The organism is Photorhabdus aegyptia, from assembly GCF_000612035.1.
Classification (GTDB): domain Bacteria; phylum Pseudomonadota; class Gammaproteobacteria; order Enterobacterales; family Enterobacteriaceae; genus Photorhabdus; species Photorhabdus akhurstii.
Genome location: NZ_JFGV01000002.1, coordinates 85,248 through 103,208, shown reverse-complemented (window position 1 = coordinate 103,208; position 17,961 = coordinate 85,248). Strand labels below are relative to the sequence as shown.

Sequence of the window (17,961 nt, the reverse complement as noted above, 5' to 3'; positions counted from 1 at the left end):
TCATTAATATGGTATTCGCTATGGAAAAAGAAATATTTATTTTTAGAGAAGTTAACGTAGAAGACGCAAACAGTCTGGTTGTCTTTTTAAATGATTTGGATAACACATCGGAATTTATGTTACTTGAGCCGGGGGAAAGAAAAACAAGCGTTGAAGAACAGGCGGATATAATAAAAGGATTCGGAAAAGACAGGCAAATGTTAATATGTGAAGATAACAAAAGTATTGTTGGATTTATTGTTATATCTAGAGGAGTGTGTAATAGAAACAGGCATCTGGGTTCTATTGTTCTTGGAGTAAAAAAAGAATATAGAAACAAAGGTATAGCGAGAAATCTACTCGACAAAGCACAAGATTGGTCCCGGAAAAATGGAATTAGCAGACTTGAATTAACTGTTGCAATAAAAAACACATTGGCAATAAAGCGGTATTTGTCATCAGGTTTTATTTTTTCTGGCATCAGAACTGGCTCACTATTTATAAATGGTGAACTGATAGATGAATACTATATGACTAAAGGAATATGACTAAAGAAATATCTGAAACGGTAATGGACTGTGGGCAAACAACCGGTGATTAAGCTTAGATTCTTGGGGAACACATTTTTGATGTGCTCCCCTTAGCTACAGCCGAAATTAACCGATAGTCATCAGACTGGCATTACCCCCCGCCGCCGCGGTGTTAATGCTCAGTGAGCGTTCATGTAGCAGACGTTCTAACAGCAGATTAGTTTCTCCACGGGCAAAACCTTGTACGGAAATGATAACGCCTTTACGTTGAGCGATTTGTTCGCAAACTTGGCGCAATTGATCAGAATCGCCGTGGTAAATAACCGCTTCGAATACCGTATCTTCACTTTGCCAGTCCTGAACCAAATTGATTGATTTACGGACGCTATCTGGCAATTGACGAAACAGTTGCTGATGTAGTTCATCATTTTGCCATAGTAACTGACAGCCCACAGATAATGTTGCTGCCAGTTGAATGAATGTATCCTGTTGATTATCCGCCAGACACAACACCTGACCACGAGGCAACAGGGTATAAGTATTGCGTTCGCCGGTCGGCCCCGGCAACAGGCGGGTGGTGCCGCCTTGTGCCAACAATTTATATTGTTGAATCAACTGATTTAGCTCTTCGTTGTGCTGCTTGGTTGCCCATTCTGTCAGTGCATCAAAAGGGGTCATCAGTACTGAACGGACATTAGCATCCAGTGGATATTCAGCATCCTGACGTTCCAACGTTTGGTTGATCGCGTTTTGAGGACGGCAAGAGAGCAGACGGTACAAATAGAGCGGGCCGCCTGCTTTCGGTCCGGTACCGGATAAGCCTTCACCACCGAACGGTTGCACGCCAACAACAGCGCCTACCATGTTGCGGTTGACATACAGATTGCCGACTTTCGCTTTGGCGGTAACTTGTGCAATCGTTTCATCAATACGGGTATGGACGCCCAAGGTCAGACCATAGTTGGAGTTATTAATCTGATCCAGCAATTTATCTAGCTCGTTACGTTTAAAACGGACAACATGCAGAACCGGGCCGAAAATCTCTTGTTTTAATTCATTGAAATTTTCCAATTCAATCAGTGTCGGTTTAACGAAAGTGCCTTGATCCCACTCTTGATTGTCAACCACATTATCTTGGGCTGCCTGATAAATCGTGCGTCCTTTAGTTCGCATTGTTTGAATATGGCGATCAATGCCGGCTTTGGCTTCTGCATCAATGACCGGGCCGATATCGGTAGACAGGCGTTCAGGATTACCCATCCGGCATTCAGACATGGCGCCTTTCAGCATGGTGAGGGTTCTTTCTGCCACATCATCTTGAATACAAAGGATACGTAAGGCAGAACAACGTTGACCGGCGCTGTCAAAAGCAGAGGCGACCACATCAGTAACAACTTGTTCTGTCAGCGCGGAAGAATCAACAATCATGGCGTTCAGACCACCGGTTTCGGCAATCAGAGGGGTTGGGCGCCCTTGTGCATCGAGTCTTCCGGCAATGTTACGTTGTAATAGACTCGCCACTTCGGTGGAGCCGGTAAACATCACGCCGCGTACTCTCTCATCACCCACCAGAAGAGAACCAACGGTTTCACCTCGGCCAGGTAATAATTGCAATGCATCGTGGGGAATACCTGCTTGATGCAGTATTTTGACTGCCGTTGTCGCAATTAATGGGGTTTGCTCCGCAGGTTTTGCTAATACACTGTTACCGGCAGCCAATGCAGCCGCTATCTGCCCGGTAAAAATGGCTAATGGGAAATTCCACGGGCTGATACAGACAACCGGCCCCAGTGGGCGATGGGTATCATTAGCGAAATCATGACGAACTTGTCCTGCATAGTAATAGAGAAAATCGACCGCCTCGCGTACCTCGGCAATCGCATTATTAAAGGTTTTGCCGGCTTCTCGAACCAAAATACCTAATAGTGGTTGCAGCTGGTTTTCCATCAATTCCGCAGCGCGAACCAGAATAGCAGCTCGTTCTGATGGGGGAGTCGCAAACCAGATTGCGCCGGCTTCTGCTGCGACATCCAGCGCATGGCTGACTTCTTGTTCAGTTGTTTCACGAACATGGCCGACAATATCCGAAGGCGCCGCCGGGTTAATAACCGGTTTAGCGGTCGGCAACTCACCTTGATGGTGATAATTGCCGCCCAGTAGTGGCTCGCTATACTGCACTTCGGTAGCAGAACTTAATAGCGCACTGGAAAGAGATGCCAGACGATGTTCGTTGGCAAGATCCAGACCGGCTGAGTTTGCGCGATCTTTACCATACAGATTGTGAGGCAGAGGAATTTTCGGATGTGGAAGACCGATTTGGCCTTCGGTTTCGGCCAGCTTCTGAACCTTGTTCACCGGATCGGCAACCAGCTCATCTAGTGGTAATGTGGTATCGGCGATACGGTTGACGAAAGAGGTGTTAGCGCCGTTCTCCAACAGGCGACGGACCAGATAAGCCAACAGTGTTTCGTGAGTGCCTACTGGCGCATAAATACGGCATGGGCGGTTTAATTTACCATCAGCGATTTTCCCGACCACTTGTTCATACAAGGGTTCTCCCATGCCATGCAGGCACTGGAATTCATATTGCCCAGGATAATAGTTTTGTCCGGCCATATGATAAACGGCAGCTAAAGTATGGGCATTATGGGTAGCGAACTGAGGATAAATCAGATTAGGCACTGACAATAGTTTACGGGCGCAAGCCAGATAAGAAACGTCAGTATAAACTTTGCGGGTGTAAACTGGATAACCTTCCAATCCATCAATTTGAGCACGTTTAATTTCGCTATCCCAGTAAGCGCCTTTTACCAGTCGCACCATTAACCGACGGCGGCTGCGTTGGGCTAAGTCAATGACTGCATCGATAACAAAGGGGCAGCGCTTCTGATAAGCCTGAATAACGAAACCAATGCCATTCCAGCCAGCCAGTTGTGGTTCAAAACAGAGTTTCTCCAGCAAATCGAGAGAAATTTCCAAGCGATCTGCTTCTTCGGCATCAATATTGATACCAATATCATATTGGCGAGCCTGTAATGTCAGGGAAAGCAGGCGTGGGTATAACTCGTTCATGACACGTTCATATTGAGCACGGCTATAACGCGGGTGCAGGGCAGAAAGCTTAATGGAAATTCCAGGTCCTTCATAAATGCCGCGGCCGTTAGATGCTTTCCCGATAGCATGAATCGCTTGTTGATAGGAAACCATATAATTCTGAGCATCTTCTTCAGTTAAAGCGGCTTCACCTAGCATGTCATAGGAGTAACGGAACCCTTTTTCTTCCAGCTTACGCGCACTTGCCAGCGCTTGAGCGATGGTTTCTCCGGTAACAAACTGTTCACCCATCAGGCGCATTGCCATATCGACGCCTTTACGCACTAATGGCTCGCCGCTCTTACTGATAATGCGATTCAGCGAATTGGAGAGTTTGGCTTCGTTGTGGGTAGAAACTAATTTGCCGGTAAACAGCAGCCCCCAGGTTGCTGCATTGACAAACATGGACGAACTTTGGCCTAGGTGAGAATGCCAGTTGCCGTTGCTGATTTTGTCGCGGATTAGTGCGTCGCGAGTAGCTTTATCAGGAATACGGAGCAAGGCTTCCGCAAGACACATTAGCGCAACGCCTTCCTGAGATGAAAGCGAGAATTCCTGCAATAACCCTTGAACCAGACCTGAACGACCAATGCTGTTTTTCTGGTTCCGCAATTTTTCTGCAATGCTGTAAGCCAGCTTATGAGTCGCTTGTGCCTGATCTTCGGGCAATTGCGCCTGTTGCAGCAACATGGGAACTGCCTGTGTTTCTGGCAGGCGATAGGCCGCAGTAATTGCGGAACGTTTTACTGATTGAGGCAGGATATGTTCTGCGAAGTCGAGGAAAGGTTGGTGAGCAGAATCTGGTACCGTTTCTTCTGCGATGATCTTCTCTTCTTTAATATCTTGATTAGCAGAGAGTTCAGCGATCTGTTCATCATTTTCAAGACGTTCAAGGTAATTAAAAATAGCTTGTTTAATCAGCCAATGTGGAGTGCGGTCAATCCGTTGTGCCGCAGCTTTAATGCGATCGCGCGTTGCTTCATCAAGCTTCACGCCCATTGTTGTACTACCCATCCTCGCTCCTTAATAGGTAAGGTTTATCTAAAATTGCATGATAATATCTGACATGTTGCAACTTTGTGCAACCTTATGAGAAGCGCTTGTTTTATTTTTGTGAAATTAATCTAGTTATTATAATTAGGTGGATATATTTATTTTTGTGACTTTATTTGATTGATACACATTGGTTTACTATTTTATAGCGAAATATAGGGGTGTAACCCTGAAATGGTTAAAAAGTATAATTTTTAAAGCAAATAAATGTGATTCAGTAGACGTTTCTTGTAAAAAATGGCGTTAATTAGTTGTTAAATTACCTGATGCTAATCTAGGATTCACTGTAACTTTCTAATTGGTTACAAAAATAATTATTTCAATTTAGAATTATGGACCATTTTTAGGTGCAATCAGGTGCAACGTTCCTGAACCTGACAGGGAAAACTCTGTGTACCCAGGAGAACTGCGGATTTGCAAAACACAGATAACACTATGGAGAACTTGCATGACAGTAAATACACCAATGCTAATCACCTTTATTGTCTACATTATTGGTATGTTGTTGATAGGTTTTTTGGCTTATCGCTCAACCAAAAATTTTGATGATTATATTTTGGGTGGAAGGCGATTAGGTAGCGTGGTAACGGCTTTGTCTGCCGGTGCTTCGGATATGAGTGGCTGGTTATTAATGGGCTTGCCTGGCGTAGTCTATTTTGCGGGGGTTTCAGAAAGCTGGATAGCCATTGGTCTTGCTTTAGGCGCTTACCTGAACTGGAAATTGGTGGCAGGCAGGTTACGAATCCAGACCGAAGTCAATAATAATGCGCTAACATTGCCGGACTATTTCACCAGTCGTTTTGACGATAGCAGTAAGATCCTACGTATTATTTCTGCGCTGGTTATTTTGATCTTCTTTACTCTCTATTGTGCTTCTGGCGTGGTTGCCGGAGGATTGTTATTTGAAAGTACGTTTGGTATTAGTTATCAGAAAGCTATGTGGCTCGGTGCCGCAGCGACGATTGCTTATACTTTCCTTGGCGGCTTCCTGGCGGTCAGTTGGACCGACACAGTTCAGGCTTCATTAATGATCTTTGCGCTTATCTTAACGCCGGTCATCGTTATTTTCTCTGTGGGTGGCATTGATACCTCTCTGGCTCTGATAGCAGCAAAAAGCCCGGCTTATATGGATATGTTTAAAGGGTTGAACTTTATTGCCATTATCTCGCTGTTAGGTTGGGGATTGGGTTATTTTGGTCAGCCGCATATTCTGGCGCGTTTTATGGCGGCAGATTCCCATCATACTATCCGCAAGGCTCGTCGTATCAGTATGACTTGGATGGTGTTATGTTTGGCAGGCACTATTGCTGTCGGTTTCTTCGGTATTGCTTATTTTGAGATGCATCCTGAACTGTCTGGTCCGGTCACAGCCAACCGTGAGCGTATCTTTATGGAATTGGCGGTTGTTCTGTTTAATCCGTGGATAGCAGGCATTTTACTCTCCGCTATTTTGGCCGCGGTGATGAGTACCTTAAGCTGTCAGTTGCTGGTGTGTGCAAGTGCTTTGACGGAAGATCTTTACAAACCCTTTATCCGTAAATCTGCCAGTCAGAAAGAGTTGGTGTGGGTAGGGCGTTTCATGGTGTTGCTGGTGGCGGTTATTGCGATGGTGATAGCAACCAATCCGGACAATAAAGTACTGGCTCTGGTTAGTAATGCATGGGCTGGATTTGGTGCTGCGTTTGGCCCGGTGGTACTGATTTCTGTTATCTGGAAACGTATGACACGTAATGGCGCATTAGCGGGGATGTTGGTAGGGGCCGTTACGGTATTGGTATGGATGAAGTACCAATGGTTTGCCTTGTATGAAATTATTCCTGGCTTTATCTTAGCTTCTATTGCGATCGTGGTTGTGAGTCTGTTGGGCAAAGCGCCGAGCAGTGCAGCGCAACAGCGTTTTGTTGATGCTGAGGCGCAATATAAGACTAAGTGAATTGAAATAAGGTAAAAAGAAAGGTAAGAAAGCGTGAAGGCGGAATGCCTTCACCAGACTACTAACAAACCTCGTTTAAAATAGCGAGGTTTGTTTTTTCCATCATGAAAAATTATTGAATACCAGTGACTTTGAATCATTCACTAGGGGAATTATCGGTGGTCAATGTTTTATACTTTCACCTCTGGATATTCAGCAGTCAACAGAGATAAATAATCTTGATAAAGCACGTCATATAATGCGGCCGTTTCGGGAGTTGGAACGGTGCGGGTTTCTTCATTAAGATGAACAAAGCGTTGGCAAAGGTGGGCAAGCTGCGCTTGTTTATCTTCCTTTTCTATCAAGGAATCACACCACATAGCTTGAATAGCAGCACCTAGGGCGGCAGCTTCTTGATTGGTGACACAAATAACCGGCGTATTCATGATATCAGCCACAATTTGTCGCCATTTTTTGCTGCGAGCGCCGCCGCCGGTCAAACGGATCTCATTAATTTCAATCCCTTGCTTGCGAAATAATTCAATACCAAAACGTAGCCCGTAGGTGGCGCTTTCAACTGCCGCCAAAATGAAATTTTGTTGATTCATATTGCTAGTATCCAAGTTATGGAGGCTCGCTTTGGCGTGGGGAAGTGGCGGGACACGTTCACCATTAAAAAACGGTAGCATCATCAAACCATTAGCACCGGGTTTACTCTGGTTCAATGTGTCATTAAAAGCCTGAATATCCATATTAAACAGCTTTTGAATAGTGGTTGTTGTTGAAGTCACATTCATCGTGCAAATCAATGGTAGCCATCCATTATTAGAGGAGCAGAAACCCGCGATCATTCCAGAATCAGCGACAATTGGTTTGTCAGAGTAAGTGAATAGGGTGCCAGAGGTGCCTAAACTCATGGTCGTGATGCCGGGAACGATATTGCCCGTTCCAATTGCAGCCATCATATTATCGCCCCCGCCAGACGCAACTTTGGTTGTCGGTGAAAGCCCTAATCTTCTTGCTATTTCGGGCCTTACTGTGCCAATACAGGTCTCAGCGGAAACCAATTCAGGCAGTGCATGCCAAAGACGGCCATCCGGATCAATTAATTGGGCAGTCTGGTTATCCCATTCGCGTTTACGAATATTCAGCAATCCGGTTCCTGAAGCATCACCATATTCGGCAACTAATCTGCCTGTTAGCCAATAATTGAGATAATCATGAGGTAATAAAACAGCGTTCAGTTTTTCCCATAACTCAGGATGGTATTTTTTGAACCAAAGAATTTTAGATGCGGTATAACCTGTTTGCGGCATTAATCCGAGTTGTGTTAACGCGGCTTGGGTACCACCGAGTGCGTCAATAATTTCCTGATTCTCGACCGCAGTTTCAGTGTCACACCAGAGTTTTACCGGTGCTAAAACATGGCCTTCTGCATCCAGAGGAACAAAACCGTGTTGTTGACCTGATACGGCAAGAGCGACAATTTCTGTACCAGAAATTCCGGCTTGCTCAATCGCTTGAGAAAAGGCACTCTCCAATGCCTCTGTCCACCAGTAAACCTGTTGTTCACGACGGCCGTTTGAGTCGCTAATTATTGGGTGAGGCGAGCTGCCTTCACCCAAAATATGCGTTTTTTGGCTATCGACAATAATGACTTTAGTACTTTGTGTACCGCAATCGATACCAGCGTAGAGCGCCATGTGTTACTCCATTTCCAACATAATTTTGATATCTGTCGGGCGACCCTCTGCGGCTCGTTCATAAGCTTGAACGCTGTCTTTAAATTTATAGGTTGCGGATAATAAGGGGGTTACTTTGAGCTTGCCAGAACTCAGTAAACGGATAGTACGAGGATACATATTTGCGTAGCGGAAAATAGTTTTGAATGTGATCTCTTTAGCTTGAGCAGAGACAATATCAAGTGGCGCCGGATCAATAGGCATACCGACCAGAACAGCTATTCCTCCCGGTGCAATGTGCTCTGAAATAGTGGCAATGACCGGTTTTGCACCACTACATTCAAAGAGAATATTGACGCCATTACCATCGGTTAAGGTATTCACTTTCTCAGCAAGTACTTTGCTATTAACAGGGTGGAAACCTGGATACTGTTTTGCAATTTCTAGTTTTTCATCGAACACATCACAAATAATGACATCAGAACAACCACCGGCTAGTGCAGCAAGTGCGGTAACAATTCCGATCGTGCCGGCGCCAACAACTAATGCGATATCTCCAGGTTTAATTTCTGCTTTTGTGGCTGCTTGCATACCGATAGATAATGGTTCAACCATTGCACCTTCGGCAAAACTGACATTATCAGGTAATTTGAACGTAAATGCCGCCGGGTGAATAACTCTTTCTCGTAAGCAGCCATCAATAGGGGGCGTCGCCCAGAAACGGATTTCTGGATCTAAGTTATAAATACCTGCCCGTGATTGTGGTGATTGCAGATTAGGAATGCCAGGTTCCATACAGACACGATCGCCGATTTTTAAGTGAGTCACATTTTTACCTACTGCTGTGATGACACCTGATGCTTCGTGCCCGAGGATCATCGGTTTTTCGACAATAAATGGCCCAATGCGCCCGTATTGGTAATAATGCACATCGCTGCCGCAAATTCCCACCGAATGAATTTTTATCTCAACATCATTTTCACCCACTATTTCGGGGGCTTCCCAGTCTTGAATTGAAATCTGACCTGCTTTTTCTAATACTAATGCTTTCATGATCTGTCCTCTTATTTTGATATTACCGATATCATTTATTTGGAGGGATATTAGATCGAAAATTATTATATTTATGTGATTCAAGTTAAGGTCTTATTAAATGGTGATGTTTTTGTGTCAATATTAAAAAGTGAATTGTCCACTTGGTCATTATTTTAATATGTATATTGACAATATAATGATATCAATTTCAATAATAAGAATATAAGTATGAATAAACAACCTTATATTGAAAAATAATGGTTTTTTTCGAAAGGCATATTAAATTCAAGAGTAAATTGCTTGGATATTTGAATTCGATATGTTCAGATCAGCCATAAAGGGGCGGCAGAAAAAGACGAAGGTGAGCACAACCGATCCGGAAAGTGGGTTTATGCATCGCATCAGTAAGCCTTACCTCCAGAGTCTGGCGCGTCAGCTCAGTCGCTTCGTCTTGATATCATGTTAATCTTTCAGTTTTTTAGCGATTTTCGCTACATGCTCACCTTGATAACGAGCGATCTTCAATTCATTTTCATTGGGGATGCGAGAACCATCACCGTCAGCAATAGTACTGGCGCCGTAGGGTGTTCCTCCTTGCATCTGCGAAATATCGCCAATTTCAGGAATACCATAACCAATCGGTACAATAATAAAGCCGTGGTGGGCGAGTGTTGTCCAGGTTGAAGTAATCGTCATCTCCTGACCACCGCCAACGCCTGTGGAAGTGAAGACGCTAGCGACTTTGCCGTACAGTTTACCTTCGACCCACAGGCCGCCGGTCTGATCTAGAAAGTTTCTCATTTGGCCGGCCATATTACCAAAGCGGGTTGGGGTGCCGATAATTATGGCATCATAATCAACCAGCTCTTGTACGGATGCAATCGGAGCAGATTGATCTACTTTACCACCTGCTTTGGTAAATGCTTCTGGTGGAATGGTTTCTGGCACGCGTTTAATCGTGACTTCTACGTCAGCGACTTTTTTAGCGCCTTCTGCTACTGCGGATGCCAGCGCTTCAATATGACCATACATGGAATAATAAAGCACAAGAATTTTAGTCATATTACTTTCTCCTACAAGGTTAAAAAGTGGCTGCGAAGTTTACAATAATAGCAGCCTGTTATTTAAATTCATCAATACCCTTCACCTTTCAAGTTGCTTCTTTGTTGGCTGCACTCACTCACCCCGGTCACATAGTTTGCTATGCTCCCGGGGATTCGCTCCCTTGCCGTCGCGATCCATCTTGAAATCCATTGGGTAAATATTATTGATGGAATAAGGTGAAATGATCATGTTATGAAAATTGCCTAATGCTTTTATAAGGAAGATTTTCTTAACCGGTAGAGTAAGTGTAGTGGGAATTTTTCAGCTTGCAGCAATAAAAAAGACCTGCGGAGTATTATTCCAACAGGTCATATAGATATTAAGGATTTGAATAAGTTAACTGTACAAACGTGTTCTACGTTTTTTTACAATTTGAAAACCGATAATTAAAACCATAAACCAGATTGGCGTGATGATTAATGCCTGGCGGGTATCATCCCGTAAAGTGAGTAATATCAGAACAAATGCAAAAAATGCCAGACAGACCCATGACATGATAATACCCAATGGCATTTTATAGGTTGAAGCCTTATGTAATGCCGGGCGACGTTTCCGGTAAACCAGATATGAGCATAGGATCATACTCCAGATAAACATAAACAGAATGGCTGAAACGGTGGTTACCAAGGTAAACACATGCATAACATCAGGAATTAAATAAATCAGCACCACACCACAGGACAAACATAAACAGGTGAAAATTAACCCCGATGCAGGTACGGAACGGCGTGAAAGGCGGCTGAATTGCTGTGGCGCATCGCCTTCTTTTGCTAACCCAAATAACATACGGCTGGTGGAGAAAACACCACTGTTGGCTGAAGAGGCGGCAGAGGTTAATACCACAAAGTTCACGATACTGGCGGCTGCGGGTAAACCGATGAGAACAAACAGCTCAACAAAAGGACTTTTGTCTGCAATGATTGAACGCCACGGTGTGACTGACATAATAATCATCAGCGCCAGCACGTAGAAGGTGATAATACGAATTGGGATGGCATTAATGGCTCTGGGAAGGGATTTCATTGGATCTTTAGTTTCCGCGGCGGCAGTACCCACTAATTCAATGCCCACAAAGGCGAATATGGCTATCTGAAATCCGGCGAAAAATCCGCTTAACCCTTTGGGAAAGAATCCACCATCATTCCATATATTTGCCAGTGAAGCGGTATGACCGGCTGGAGATTGAAAATGCATGCCAATCAGAACAGCACCTGTTGCGATTAAAGCGATAATGGCAACGATTTTTATCATGGCGAACCAGAATTCCATTTCTCCGAATAATTTCACTGTAGCCAAATTCAGGGAGAGCAATAGTGAAACGCAGAGTAGGGAAGTGAGCCATTGTGGAAAATCCGGTTGCCAATAGCTGATATAGGACGTGATCGCGACCACATCGGCGATACCGGTAATGACCCAACAGAACCAGTAAGTCCAGCCGACGAAAAAACCTGCCCAAGGCCCGAGTAAATCAGCGGAAAAATCACTGAATGATTTATAATTCAGGTTCGAAAGCAATAGTTCACCCATTGCTCGCATCACGAAGAACAGCATGAAACCGATAATCATATAAACGAATATGATCGATGGTCCGGCGAGAGAGATTGTTTTCCCTGATCCCATAAACAGACCCGTGCCGATGGCGCCGCCAATAGCGATAAGTTGTATATGCCGGTTGCTTAGATTGCGTTGCAACTGCGTTTCCCCGGTTTTAGCGGAAAGTGAGGTGTGTATATTTTCTGCCATAGTATGTAGTATCCAATATTTTCTTCGGTAAATTGTTACGGCTCTTTAAGTGGCCTTATATATGATGATGTTTGCGAAAAATATTGTGACACAGATTACTATAGTAATAACAGCCTGATCTCACTTTAAAAACAAATTGGTTACAATTTAACTTGTTAGTGCTGTTGGAATTGAGTATGAATTATTCGTTCAGAAAAAAGTGGCTATAATATATTGACGACAGCTTTGTATAGAGGAATAATTACTCGTATTGGGTTGTTAGCTCAGTCGGCAGAGCAGTTGACTCTTAATCAATTGGTCCGGGGTTCGAGCCCCCGACAACCCACCAATCAAATTAATGAGTTGTGAATATTTCACTGACAACTTATTTTTCTATGTAACTTATTCGTGTCATAATCATACTAAGTCTGATTTAATATTTTTTACATCATCTTAAAAGATGATGTAGTGATGCTGGGATAATTTCTCAATGAGGACTATCTCCCAAGGAACTTAATGAATCATCTAGTACAAATAAATAAAATTGTTAAAGCCGGGTGTTATTCTGTTCCCGGCCTTTTTAGTAATTATAACGGTAGATTTGGCCAATCAATCTCTGGTATTTTTGAATTATCAATCCGATTTAGTATGACTCGGTATTTTTTCCAGGCCTGCAAAGTCATGTTTTCCTTACCATCCAATAGCAAACCAAAAAACCCTGGCTGGTTGATCATTTGAAGCTTGATCAAGGGTTAATTTAAATCTCGCATTGTCAATAATTTTAAAATATGCGGAAATGGCACCAGGTTCTATCTTATGATGATCGGGTGTTGCTACTCCGATAGCACAAGTAGAGGGAAATGCAATAGGGAAATAATAAGTATTAGATGTGTCATTAATTTCTTCAGGAGATTGTCCCCATTGATAAATTATCCCAGTATCACCACACTTCCACCAACCATTTGTAGCTACTAAAGAAGCGGTGTTTTTACTGGCATAGCGAGAATCAGACTCAGTTTTAGTATACGATTGTCCTATTGGCTGATAATTACCACGCGGTTGGTATTTCCCGTCTGATTCAGATTTATCGTAACTTCCTATATCCCCGGCAGTTAGGTTGATATCGCTGGATAACACCTTCCCATTGACTTTACGAGTATTGGGTATTTTACCATTAATATTTTCATTCAATGAATTTATGATATTCTGAGCAAATTTTTGCGTAACAGCTAATGTATCATCATTACCTACAACATTTGTAAGCTGGACAACGCCTTTTTGGGTTAATGAGGCATTTGGCGTTGCTGTTGTGATTTTTTGCTCTAACGCTTTATGTAATTGTGTAGTAAGTTTAGTTATATTTCCGTCATCCAGAATATCATTGTTAGATTGTGTTGCGATAAAATTAGCCACCACGGATGATATTGAAGACGACTGGCGTAATACTTTATTTAACAGGTGTGTGGGAACATTATCTGGTTGAAACCCGGTATTCAAACTTTGGCTTTCTTCATATCTTTCTTGGCTAACTATATTAGCATTATTATCAATAGAAAAAGCTTTAAAATCATTTTTTAGGCTCATATATATTCCTTAAGTAATGTTGATTCATAATCAATATGTTAAATTATTTTACAGATGGTTTCTCATCACTTGTATTAACCATAGTTTAGTTCAAATAAAGAATAATGATATATTTTTATTAGATCAGAAGATTAACTGTTTTTATATTGTTGATGGAAATAAAAAATAAAAAACATTGTAAATAAAGATATATTTGAATCATATATATTCAATGCTTCTTGGAAATTATTTTTCTTTCATTTATTCAATTTTTTCTATGATTTTTTCTGATAATGCATTCTAGTTTGATTAAAATGACTAGTGCAAAAACATCTATAAAGTTATTGTTTGTTTTCTCTAAATTATTATTTATATTAAATATTTTTAAAAACCACCAAGGTTGTAAATACAATATTCAACCTTGGTGATGATACATTAATCATTGATTAAGTTAGAAACGATAGCCGACAGTTATATTAAAACCGTTAGTAGATAAGTGATCTTTCTCGTTTCCGTCTTTAATACTAAAACGGCTACCTTCATAACCAGCGGTAATTGAGGTATTGGTTGTCGGATTGATAATAAAACCTGCTCCCCAACCTAAAGTGTTTTTGCTTACTGATTCCTTTTCGATTTCTCCACCACTATAGTGGGCTGTAGATTTATCATTTATTCTGGATAGTCCGAGTTGCCCATATAAACTAATGTAGTCATTAATTCTATAGGTTGGGCCAACCATTAAAGAATAGTACTTTAAATCATCCCTTGTGTAATATTCTGTTTCTTTATCATCGCCTTTAGCAAAGGTAAATGATGATAATAGCCCCCATTGATCATCAAGTTCATATCGATAACTTAATGTTGCACCATTTAGCGCACTTACATCTTGTGGTTTCACGTAGGCGTATCCGATAGAAGCTGTATTCTGTTCAGCTTGGACAGGCAAAGTTATCGCAGATACAGAAAAGATAACTCCACAGCTTAATAACAATTTTTGCATTTCATTACACTCTATATACTTCTAAAATAAACGACTTTATAACTCATTTAAACGATTTGCTTACTAGCAGTTGTGATAAATATCATAACTTACATCATCAGTATATATTTTTTGATTAAATTTAGACGTTATTTTCAAATCATTACATTATTGCTGGTTTTTTAAGGATAGAAATAGTGATAAAGAAATTCCAGTAAAAATGTGGCAATAATAAATGGTTATTGTGGTCGATAGAATTATCTCTACTGCTGCAATATTTATTCATTACCAAGGGGTTAAGATTAACTTAATAAGACTGGAATTTTGTAGAAGACTGAATTTTGTCATCAGGAAGTGAATTAATAAATTTCCATTTTTCAGGCGAGTTAGAGGAATTATCGACAATTTTGACTTTCAGTTTGGGAAATTATCAACAATATTTACTTTGTAGTCATGAAATTATTCAATAATTTTAATATTTTTAAAGATCTTTGAGATATCGACTTGACTTTTAGCAGCAGTGCTAAATGAAATAACTGTTACTAATAATAGGGTAGAATCCGGTGTCAAATTTCTGTGGCGATTCACTATCGCCACTTAAAGCTCAATCACCACTTAAAACAAGGCAGGTTTGTTATATCCGTTAATGGTTGGCTATATTTTTATTCGTCTATAGTTGATTTTAACCATTGGACAAAGGCGTTGACTTTCTCATTCTGTTGTTGAGGCAGGGTACAGGTATAGTAATATTGTTTACATAATACTTCAGTGTTAGGAAAGGGAGCGACTAATTCATTGTTTTCAATTTTTTCCCAAATCATATTTTTTCTGCCCATTGCAACACCCGCATGGTGTATTGCGGCAACAGCGGCTAAATCGGAGCGATCAAAGACAATACACTTGTGTGATGGGTCCAATGTAACGTTAAAATGTTCTGCCCATGTATTCCACTCTTTGGTATCGGAGTCATAGCTCCATGCTTGTTTATCGTGTAATAGTGTGCAGTATTGTAGGTTATCGATATTTCCCATTAGGTTATGTTTTTCGGCATATTGCGGGCTACAGACCGGGGTAATATATTCGCTCATCAGATATTGATGTGATAACTCGTTGGATATAATATCATCAAAATAAATCGCAAGATCGATACCATAACCGCGGAAATTCACATTTTCGTTACCGACTAAGATGTTCAGGTTGATGGATGGATATAGCTGATTAAAATCAGCCAATTTAGGCACTAGCCAGCATTGAGTAAAGGTCGGGCGGGAGTAAATAGTCAGATTACCCGATAACTCCTGATTTTTTATTTCCAGAATTTCCTGATTTAGATGTTCCAGCGTCGATTTAATTGTCCAAAATAAACGCTTTCCTTCACAGGTTAATTCAATTTTTCTGTGAAAACGTTGGAAGAGTTTGAATCCCAACTCTTGTTCCAGAGAACTGATTCGATGGCTGACCGCACTGGCACTGATAGCTAATTCGTCAGCGGCCAGAACAAAGGAGCAGTGGCGAGCGGCTATCTCAAATGTATGCAGCTTTGATAACTGGCTTCCATTGAGTAACTTATTTACAACCATGAAATTATCATCTGTGTACATATTTATAGTGTTTCTAATTCATCGACGACGGATAATGCAACCGTATCATTAAGGCGGTGTGTTTCAGATAGTTTTAGTGATTTAAATCGCAAATAAAGTGAAAATTTTGATCAGTATCACTGAATTGGCTCAATCTGATTCATGCATGGCTATGTATTAATCATTTGTCAAAAATTGAATATTCATATTCAATAATGAAAATTCGTATGACGAACAGAGGCTGACTGTGGGGAATGATTAAGTGGATTCACAACCTTGGGTGATTGGTACGTTACTTACAAGTATTGTGTTAATCGTATTTACGATAATTAAATTAAAAATTCACCCTTTTCTCGCGCTATTGTTAGCCAGTTTTTATGTCGGTGTCTTAATGGGAATGAACCCTGTTGAAATGGTGAACGCCATTCAAGGGGGAGTTGGAGATACGTTAGGCTTTTTGGCCGTAGTGATTGGTTTGGGAACCATTCTTGGTAAGATGATGGAGATATCCGGCGCGGCAGAGCGTATTGGTATCACATTGCAAAAATGCCGGTGGTTGTCACCTGACATCATTATGGTGCTAATTGGTTTGGTTTGTGGTATTACGCTGTTTGTCGAAGTAGGGGTGGTATTGTTAATTCCACTGGCATTTTCTATTGCCAGGAAAACCAATACGTCACTGCTGAAATTAGCGATCCCATTATGTACAGCATTGATGGCAGTTCACTGTATTGTTCCTCCACACCCGGCTGCATTATTTGTGACGAATAAACTGGGTGCGGATATTGGTTCGGTGATTGTTTATGGGCTGATAGTTGGTCTATTTGCAGCTTTGGTAGGTGGTCCATTATTTCAGAAGCTTCTCGGCAGCCGTCTGCCTTTTAAATCGGTTCCGGCTGAATTTTCTGAAATTGCAGTTCGTAAAGAAGAGAATTTACCCTCTTTAGGCATGACATTGTGTACGGTGTTATTGCCAATTGGGTTGATGTTGATTAAAACGATTGCTGAATTAAATATAGAAAAAGGCACCATGTTTTATGCGGTGCTGGAATTTATTGGTAATCCTATTACAGCTATGTTCATTGCCGCCTTTGTTGCCTATTACACCTTGGGCATCAAGCAAAATATGGGAATGAGTACACTGTTGACGAAAACAGAAGATTGTTTCTCCTCTATCGCCAATATCTTATTAATTATCGGCGCGGGCGGAGCATTTAATAGTGTTTTAAAAGTAAGCGGCCTTAGTGATACGTTAGCCGTTATTTTGTCGAGTCTGGATATGCACCCAATTCTTTTGTCTTGGTTGGTTGCTATTATTTTGCATGCGGCGGTTGGTTCAGCAACAGTCGCAATGATGGGCGCAACAGCGATTGTTTCGCCTATGTTGCCGTTATATCCAGATATTAGCCCTGAAATCATTACATTGGCAATTGGTTCTGGTGCTATCGGCTGTACTATTGTGACTGATTCACTGTTTTGGTTGGTTAAGCAATATTGCGGAGCAACGCTCAGTGAAACTTTTAAGTACTACACAACTGCGACATTTATTGCGTCTGTAGTTGCGTTGGTTGGGACGTTTCTTCTTTCTACTATTGTGTAATGGAAAGAAGTAACAGCTCAACTTGAAAAATAAGAATAAGACGTGCGAAGTGTCAATACCAGGGAAGCCTGTAAAACAGGCAGCTTTTATAGCTAAAATAATAAACAAAATGAACATTAACGTAGTAAT

The 17,961-nt window shown here is 41.6% G+C and carries 12 protein-coding genes and 1 tRNA gene; 4 read left to right on the top strand and 9 right to left on the bottom strand.

Annotation, left to right across the window (positions count from 1 at the left end):
* The first annotated feature begins 20 nt into the window (after nucleotides 1-20).
* The gene (locus BA1DRAFT_RS01315) at nucleotides 21-527 is read left to right on the top strand and encodes a GNAT family N-acetyltransferase (RefSeq protein ID WP_036775501.1); all 507 of its coding nucleotides are present in this window, start codon (nucleotides 21-23) and stop codon (nucleotides 525-527) included.
* A 108-nt stretch (nucleotides 528-635) separates the two neighbouring features.
* Here the strand turns inward: BA1DRAFT_RS01315 and putA are convergent, their stop codons facing one another.
* Nucleotides 636-4,616, bottom strand: coding sequence for a trifunctional transcriptional regulator/proline dehydrogenase/L-glutamate gamma-semialdehyde dehydrogenase (gene putA / locus BA1DRAFT_RS01310; protein ID WP_036775500.1), 3,981 nt, complete (start codon nucleotides 4,614-4,616; stop codon nucleotides 636-638).
* Nucleotides 4,617-5,103: 487 nt separating this feature from the next.
* On the opposite strand from putA, the gene putP reads away from it, so the two are divergent.
* On the top strand, nucleotides 5,104-6,588 hold the full coding sequence (gene putP, locus BA1DRAFT_RS01305; protein ID WP_036775499.1) for a sodium/proline symporter PutP: 1,485 nt from the start codon (nucleotides 5,104-5,106) through the stop codon (nucleotides 6,586-6,588).
* A 170-nt stretch (nucleotides 6,589-6,758) separates the two neighbouring features.
* Here putP and xylB read toward each other — a convergent pair whose 3' ends face one another.
* The 4 genes from xylB to cycA form a co-directional block, all read right to left on the bottom strand.
* The gene (gene xylB / locus BA1DRAFT_RS01300) at nucleotides 6,759-8,270 is read right to left on the bottom strand and encodes a xylulokinase (RefSeq protein WP_036775497.1); all 1,512 of its coding nucleotides are present in this window, start codon (nucleotides 8,268-8,270) and stop codon (nucleotides 6,759-6,761) included.
* Between the two features lie 3 nt (nucleotides 8,271-8,273).
* Entirely contained in the window at nucleotides 8,274-9,302 is a 1,029-nt protein-coding gene (locus tag BA1DRAFT_RS01295; RefSeq protein ID WP_036775496.1) for an NAD(P)-dependent alcohol dehydrogenase, read from the bottom strand.
* Between the two features lie 444 nt (nucleotides 9,303-9,746).
* Nucleotides 9,747-10,346, bottom strand: coding sequence for an NAD(P)H:quinone oxidoreductase (gene wrbA / locus BA1DRAFT_RS01290; RefSeq protein WP_036775494.1), 600 nt, complete (start codon nucleotides 10,344-10,346; stop codon nucleotides 9,747-9,749).
* 378 nt (nucleotides 10,347-10,724) lie between these two features.
* A complete protein-coding gene (cycA, locus tag BA1DRAFT_RS01285) occupies nucleotides 10,725-12,131 on the bottom strand; it encodes a D-serine/D-alanine/glycine transporter (protein WP_036775493.1) in 1,407 nt (468 codons plus the stop codon).
* Nucleotides 12,132-12,383: 252 nt separating this feature from the next.
* On the opposite strand from cycA, the gene BA1DRAFT_RS01280 reads away from it, so the two are divergent.
* Nucleotides 12,384-12,459: transfer RNA gene (locus tag BA1DRAFT_RS01280), tRNA-Lys, on the top strand.
* A 238-nt stretch (nucleotides 12,460-12,697) separates the two neighbouring features.
* On the opposite strand, the gene BA1DRAFT_RS21585 is transcribed toward BA1DRAFT_RS01280, so the two are convergent.
* The 4 genes from BA1DRAFT_RS21585 to dsdC form a co-directional block, all read right to left on the bottom strand.
* Nucleotides 12,698-12,793 (bottom strand): tail fiber assembly protein, encoded by a 96-nt coding sequence (locus BA1DRAFT_RS21585; protein ID WP_071647118.1) that lies wholly within the window; start codon nucleotides 12,791-12,793, stop codon nucleotides 12,698-12,700.
* 7 nt (nucleotides 12,794-12,800) lie between these two features.
* Nucleotides 12,801-13,694, bottom strand: a complete 894-nt coding sequence (locus BA1DRAFT_RS01275) for a gp53-like domain-containing protein (protein ID WP_036775492.1) — start codon at nucleotides 13,692-13,694, stop codon at nucleotides 12,801-12,803.
* A gap of 430 nt (nucleotides 13,695-14,124) precedes the next feature.
* Nucleotides 14,125-14,673, bottom strand: coding sequence for an Ail/Lom family outer membrane beta-barrel protein (locus BA1DRAFT_RS01270; RefSeq protein ID WP_036775491.1), 549 nt, complete (start codon nucleotides 14,671-14,673; stop codon nucleotides 14,125-14,127).
* Nucleotides 14,674-15,314: 641 nt separating this feature from the next.
* Entirely contained in the window at nucleotides 15,315-16,253 is a 939-nt protein-coding gene (dsdC, locus tag BA1DRAFT_RS01265; protein ID WP_036775488.1) for a DNA-binding transcriptional regulator DsdC, read from the bottom strand.
* A 241-nt stretch (nucleotides 16,254-16,494) separates the two neighbouring features.
* On the opposite strand from dsdC, the gene dsdX reads away from it, so the two are divergent.
* Entirely contained in the window at nucleotides 16,495-17,832 is a 1,338-nt protein-coding gene (gene dsdX, locus BA1DRAFT_RS01260; protein ID WP_036775487.1) for a D-serine transporter DsdX, read from the top strand.
* Nucleotides 17,833-17,961: the final 129 nt, after the last annotated feature.

Bases quoted from the DNA above. Each gene is read 5' to 3' on its own strand.
- BA1DRAFT_RS01275 (WP_036775492.1), bottom strand. From the start codon at position 13,694: ATGAGCCTAAAAAATGATTTTAAAGCTTTTTCTATTGATAATAATGCT.
- putP (WP_036775499.1), top strand. From the start codon at position 5,104: ATGACAGTAAATACACCAATGCTAATCACCTTTATTGTCTACATTATT.
- BA1DRAFT_RS01295 (WP_036775496.1), bottom strand. From the start codon at position 9,302: ATGAAAGCATTAGTATTAGAAAAAGCAGGTCAGATTTCAATTCAAGAC.
- BA1DRAFT_RS21585 (WP_071647118.1), bottom strand. From the start codon at position 12,793: ATGACTTTGCAGGCCTGGAAAAAATACCGAGTCATACTAAATCGGATT.
- dsdC (WP_036775488.1), bottom strand. From the start codon at position 16,253: ATGTACACAGATGATAATTTCATGGTTGTAAATAAGTTACTCAATGGA.
- BA1DRAFT_RS01270 (WP_036775491.1), bottom strand. From the start codon at position 14,673: ATGCAAAAATTGTTATTAAGCTGTGGAGTTATCTTTTCTGTATCTGCG.
- putA (WP_036775500.1), bottom strand. From the start codon at position 4,616: ATGGGTAGTACAACAATGGGCGTGAAGCTTGATGAAGCAACGCGCGAT.
- cycA (WP_036775493.1), bottom strand. From the start codon at position 12,131: ATGGCAGAAAATATACACACCTCACTTTCCGCTAAAACCGGGGAAACG.
- wrbA (WP_036775494.1), bottom strand. From the start codon at position 10,346: ATGACTAAAATTCTTGTGCTTTATTATTCCATGTATGGTCATATTGAA.
- xylB (WP_036775497.1), bottom strand. From the start codon at position 8,270: ATGGCGCTCTACGCTGGTATCGATTGCGGTACACAAAGTACTAAAGTC.
- BA1DRAFT_RS01315 (WP_036775501.1), top strand. From the start codon at position 21: ATGGAAAAAGAAATATTTATTTTTAGAGAAGTTAACGTAGAAGACGCA.